The sequence below is a fragment of the Roseateles sp. P5_E11 genome, from assembly GCF_054049355.1.
The window spans coordinates 1-5,253 of sequence record NZ_JBFUMO010000419.1 but is presented as its reverse complement, the minus strand read 5'-3'; the positions used below and the strand labels follow the sequence as shown (position 1 = coordinate 5,253).

4 protein-coding genes and 1 pseudogene are annotated in these 5,253 nt (G+C 68.2%); 1 reads left to right on the top strand and 4 read right to left on the bottom strand.

What is annotated here, in order from left to right:
* From ACXJKR_RS23555 to ACXJKR_RS23540, 4 genes are all read right to left on the bottom strand, one after another.
* The coding region (locus tag ACXJKR_RS23555; RefSeq protein ID WP_457324873.1) for a PAS domain-containing hybrid sensor histidine kinase/response regulator at positions 1 to 1,911 on the bottom strand (1,911 nt) is incomplete at its 3' end.
* Positions 1,911 to 2,438 (bottom strand): DUF421 domain-containing protein, encoded by a 528-nt coding sequence (locus tag ACXJKR_RS23550; RefSeq protein ID WP_457324872.1) that lies wholly within the window; start codon positions 2,436 to 2,438, stop codon positions 1,911 to 1,913. The genes ACXJKR_RS23550 and ACXJKR_RS23555, both read right to left, overlap by 1 nt.
* 281 nt (positions 2,439 to 2,719) lie before the next feature.
* Positions 2,720 to 4,021 carry an MFS transporter gene (locus ACXJKR_RS23545; RefSeq protein ID WP_457324871.1) on the bottom strand — a complete coding sequence of 434 codons (1,302 nt, stop codon included), beginning with the start codon at positions 4,019 to 4,021 and terminating at the stop codon, positions 2,720 to 2,722.
* 94 nt (positions 4,022 to 4,115) lie between these two features.
* Complete coding sequence (locus ACXJKR_RS23540) at positions 4,116 to 4,859, bottom strand: hypothetical protein (protein WP_056198080.1); 744 nt, start codon at positions 4,857 to 4,859, stop codon at positions 4,116 to 4,118.
* A 94-nt stretch (positions 4,860 to 4,953) separates the two neighbouring features.
* Between ACXJKR_RS23540 and ACXJKR_RS23535 the strand changes: the two are divergent.
* A pseudogene (locus tag ACXJKR_RS23535) lies at positions 4,954 to 5,253 on the top strand (PA0069 family radical SAM protein); the annotation flags it as partial.

Genomic DNA, 5,253 nt, shown 5'->3' with positions numbered 1-5,253 from the left:
CGTCTCGGTCGCTCGCAATGTGCGGATCATCTGATAGCCGTCCACGCCGGGCATGCCCACATCGCTGACGATGACGGTCGGCCGTGACAGCTGGACGGCCTTCAGCAACTCCTGCGCCGAGGCAAAGGCCACCACCCGGGCCCCCTGATCCTCCAGGATGCGGCACAGCAGGCTGCGTGTGTCCTGCTCGTCGTCCAGCACGAAGATGTGCACGCCGTCCAGCTTGGGGAGGGCGAGATTCTCGCTGGCCCGCGCATCGGCAGAGGCAGGATCCTCGTCACGCTCTCCGGCCGCCTGCAGGGCAGACAGCGGCAACCTGACGAAAAAGCTCGCGCCCCGGCCTTCGCCGGCGCTCTCGGCGCGGATGCTGCCCCCGTGCAGTTCGATGAGCTGCTTGCAGATCGCCAGGCCCAGGCCCAGGCCGCCGTGGGCCCGCGAGGTGGAACCGTCCTGCTGCGTGAAGCGATCGAACACCTGAGGCAGGAAGGCGGCCGGGATGCCGATGCCGGTGTCGCTGACACTGAATTCCACCTGGGAGTTGACGCGCTGCAGCAGCACCTGCACCCGGCCGCCCGCGGGCGTGAACTTGATGGCGTTGTTCAGCAGATTCCACACCACCTGCTGCAACCGACCGCTGTCGCCATTGACCATGGCGGGGCCCGTATCCAGCAGGGATTGCAGCTCCACACCTTTGGCCGATGCCGAAGGAGTGACGGTTTCGACGGCCGCCTGGATGACATTGGCCATGCTCAGTTGCTGCAGGTCCAGCCTCAGCTTGCCGGTCATGATGCGGTTCAGGTCCAGCAGGTCGTCGATGAGCTGCACCTGGGCACGCGCATTGCGATCGATGACCTCGATGGCGCGCTGCAGATTGACGCGCTCATCGCCCGGCTTGGCCCGCAGCAGCACCTGGGTCCAGCCGAGGATGGCCGTCAGCGGCGTGCGCAGTTCGTGCGACAGCGTGGCGAGGAACTCGTCCTTGATGCGCGTGGCGCGCTGGGCGGCAATGCGCGCGTTGCGCTCGGCGTCCAGGATTTCCTCGTGTTCGCGGTTGGCGATTTCCATGGCCTCGATGCGCATGCTGGCCGTCAGGTCGCGCGTCAGCTTGGCGTAGCCGATCAACTGCCCGGTCTCGTCCCGCAGCGCCGTGATGCTCACCTGGGCCCAGAAGCTCGTGCCGTCCTTGCGAAGCCGCCAGCCCGTGTCGACGAAACGCCCGATCTCCTGGGCCTGCTGCAGCTCGTATTCGGGCCAACCGCTTTCGCGCACTTCGGGCGGGTAGAAGATGGAGAAATGCTCGCCCAGGATGTCCTCGGCGGCGTAGCCCTTGATGCGCTGCGCACCTTCGTTCCAGGACGCCACGCGGCCATTCACGTCCAGCATGAAGATGGCGTAGTCGGCCACGCCCTCGACCAACAGCCGGAAACGCTCCTCGCTGCGCTTGAGCGCCTCCTCGTGGTTGCGCCTTTGCGTCAGATCACGCGTGACCTTGGCGAAACCCACCAACCGTCCTGTCGGGTCGCGCATCGCCGTGATGACGACATTGGCCCAGAACAGCGAGCCGTCCTTGCGCACGCGCCAACCCTCGTCCTCGAAGGCGCCTTCGCGCGCGGCCATCTCAAGTTCATGAGCAGGCAGWTGCCGGGCCAGTGCCTCCGGCGGGTAGAACCGCGAGAAATGGCCGCCGATGATCTCGTCCGCCTTGTATCCCTTGAAGCGTTCGGCGCCGGCGTTCCAGGTCAGCACATGGCCGGCGGGATCCAGCATGAAGATCGCATAGTCGCGCACGCTGTCCACCAGCAGGCGAAAACGCTCCTCGCTGCGCTGCAGGCCTTCGTCATCGGCTTTCAAATTCGTCCTTCCGTGTTGAGGGCGGGCCGGGGCAGCAGTGTGCCGTGTCTCGGCTGGCATCACGCGCCGGGTGGCCCTTCGTCCTTGTCCCGCCGCGCAGGCGGCTTGTCGTCGTAGCGCAGCACCGACAGCTTGCCGTCGCCCTCCAGGTAGGCCGCCCGCACCGCGCCGACGTCCTCGACACCAGCCTGGCGCAATTGGGCCTCCAGATCCTCGCGCGTCAGGAACTCCTTGCGCAGATTGCGGCCCAGCACGCGCCCCGCCTTGACGAGCTGCAGTGGCGCAGGCTCGGTGAGCTTGTGCACGAGGGGCCAGCGGCAACTGGCCCAGTCCAGCGCATAGTTCCAGAACACCAGCGTAGCGACCAGGATCCAGCCCTCGGCCACTGTGTCGTAGCTGCCCGACATGGCGTTCTGCGAGGCATCTGCGATCACGACCACCATCAGGATGTCGGCGACGCCGAAGGAGCCGGGGTCGCGCCGCAGCACGAAGCGGAAGATCAGCAGCAGGAACCAGTACATCAGCGTGCCCCGCAGCATCAGCTCCAGTGGCGACACGTGGATGGCGAAAAGCCCCGAGACGTCCATGTTCACCTCCTCATCTTGTCGGGATTGAAGGGTTGGATGCGGACGCTGCTCATGTGATGGGCGATGGGCAAGCCGTGTGCCTGGCGGCGTTCCGAAGCGTTGGGCAAAAGAGAACGCTCGACGCGAGGCGTCGAGCGTTCCGCCGTTGGCCTGTTGAGCGGCCTGTTGAGGCTACAGCTCCTGGCTTCCGACCGTTCAAATCTAGTCGCCGGTGCGTGGGCCAGCCATCTCGCCGAGGCCGCGTGAAGATGTAGGTCGTGGCCTACGCGTAGTCGGCGCGATCAACGCGCCAACGTTTCACGCAACTCGGGCTGCAGGCTGTCTCGCCGTGCCAGCGCCGGGAAGACCTTGAACCAAAGCGCGACGATGGCCAGCGTGCCGATGCCGCCGAGCAGCACTGAGCCGACCGGGCCAAGCAGGGCCGCCGTCGCGCCGGACTCGAACTCGCCCAACTGGTTGCTCGCGCCGATGAAGACCGAATTCACGGCGCCGACGCGGCCGCGCATCTCGTCCGGCGTCTCGAGCTGCACCAGGGACTGGCGGATGACGACGCTGAACATGTCGGCCGCACCGCTGACGGCCAGCACGGCGAAGGCGACCAGGAAGGAGGTCGTCAGCGCAAACGCGATCATCGTCAAGCCGAACACCGCCACGGCGCCGAGCAGCCAGTGGCCGGCGCGGCGTGCGATGGGGTGGCGGGCCAGCCAGACGCCGACGACGACGGCGCCCAGGGCCGGGGCCGAGCGCAGCAGGCCCAGCCCCTCGGGGCCGGTGTGCAGGATGTCGCGCGCAAAGATGGGCAGCAGGGCGGTGGCACCGCCGAGCAGCACGGCGAACAGGTCCAGCGAGATTGCACCGAGCAAGACGGGCCTCTGCCAGATGAAACGGATGCCGGCCGTCAGCTGCGCCAGGTCGGGGGCCGCACGGCGCAACGGCGCGGCGCGATGGCGGATCGTCAACACGCTGGCTGTCGCCGCGGCGAGCAACAGCAGCGAGACGCCGTAGACGATGGCCGCGCCCCAATGCGCCGCATCGCCGCGCGCGGCAGCACCCGTCGCCCAGGGCCCGAGCGCATAGAGCACGCCGCCCAGGACCGGGCCCGCAATGATGGCCACCTGCATCGACGAGCTGGCCGCCGCCACGGCACGGGGCAGCAGCATGGGGGGCACAAGCGTCGGCATCAGGGCCTGCTGCGATGGCATCTGCAGTGCGCGGGCGCAGCCCAGCAGCACGGACAGCATCAGGATCATGTTCGGCCCCACCCAGCCACTGGCGCTGGACAGCGCCAGGCAGGCCGCGGCAACGAGTTGCAGGCCCAGGCTGGCGGCCAGCAGCAGGCGCCGGTCGTGCTGATCCACGACATGGCCGGCCGGCAAGGTGAGCAGCAGGGCAGGCAGGAATTGCGCGAGGCCGACCAGGCCCAGGTCCCAGGCGCTGGAGGTGAGGTCGTACATCTGCCAGCCCAGGGCCACCATCAGCATCTGGTTGGCTGCGCCGCCGGTCACGCGGGCCCCCAGCAGGCGCATGTAGTCGCGCTGATCGCGCAGTCGGGCGGGGGTGCCGGGAATCGCTTCGAGAGGCATTGGGCGGACGAGGGCACCTGCCAAAAGGGCAAAAGTCGCCAAGGGGAAAGCGGGCGGATTATCTCGGCCGCGTTCTCGCGGTCGCGGCTGCGTTTCAGGAGCCCGGCTTGCAGTGATCGCCGGTGAGTGTCCAGCGCTCGGTCAGCGTCGTCGTCCACGTCACGCCACTGCCGCCTTGGGCGGCTTGCAGGGCGGCCAGTTGCTGGCGCGCGGCGGCTGCTTCCTCCGGCTTGCCGTTGCGGATGGTGGCCTCGATCTTTTCGTAGACCGGCGCCATCGCGGCGGCCCGGCCCTGGGCCGAGGGCAGGGCCGCGATCGCCGCGCGGGCTTTGGCGGCCTCGGCTGGCGACAGGCCCCGCTCGACCATGGCGAGAGCGGCCGCGGGGTCGCTGCCACCGCCTCCCGGCGCGAGCGTGAGGCGCATCTGCCGCTCCCAGGTCTTGGCGTCGAGCTGCTTCCATTGCTCCTGCAGCCGGCCGGCCTGGCACTCGGCCTGCAGCAGGGTGCCGCCCTGTGCCGGCCACCAGCGTGTCTTGCAGCGGTCGGGCAACTGGTTGGGCGGCACCGAGGCAGCCGGCACGCACCAGGTCACCGGCTCGGTGCCGGCATAGGTCTGTTGGTGGGAGCGGCCGTCGGCCCGCGTGGTGATGAAGCGGTTGCCGTTGCTGCCGTCCCAGCGCTCGACGCGTTCGACCAACAGGGGGCCGCTGCCGCTGCGCATGGTGGCTTCGCCATCGATGCGGTAGTGCCCCGGGGTCGGCAGGGGTGAGGCGGCGCCGCAGGTCGCGGCCAGGGCAAGAAGCAACAGCGGCCAGGGCCGCGCAAGTGGATGGGGCATCGGGCGGACTCTACGCAAGGCGTGTCACGCCACCATCCCGAGGAGGCGCGGGGTTTGCCTGGAATATCGTCAAAATACTGTATATATTTACAGTATGTCGCCTGCTCCCACCCGCATTGCCGCCGCCCAGCCGGCCCTCGTCCCGATCGACTCCATCAAGGGCCGTGGCACGGCCACCGCCATGCCCCATCGCTTCGAGCAGCGCGAGCGTGAGCAGTACGACGACGGCTGGGGTTCGCTGGACCAGGAGGCCGGCGAAGAGCATGTGCCGGTGGCCACGCAGATCATCGAAGAGCACGCCAAGAAGATCGTCACCAGCAACCAGTCGCCCGACATCTCCTTCGACTACTCCATCAACCCGTATCGAGGCTGCGAACACGGCTGCATCTACTGC

Coding starts and splice junctions, on each gene's coding strand:
- ACXJKR_RS23545 (WP_457324871.1), bottom strand. CDS start 4,021: ATGCCTCTCGAAGCGATTCCCGGCACCCCCGCCCGACTGCGCGATCAG.
- ACXJKR_RS23540 (WP_056198080.1), bottom strand. CDS start 4,859: ATGCCCCATCCACTTGCGCGGCCCTGGCCGCTGTTGCTTCTTGCCCTG.
- ACXJKR_RS23550 (WP_457324872.1), bottom strand. CDS start 2,438: ATGGACGTCTCGGGGCTTTTCGCCATCCACGTGTCGCCACTGGAGCTG.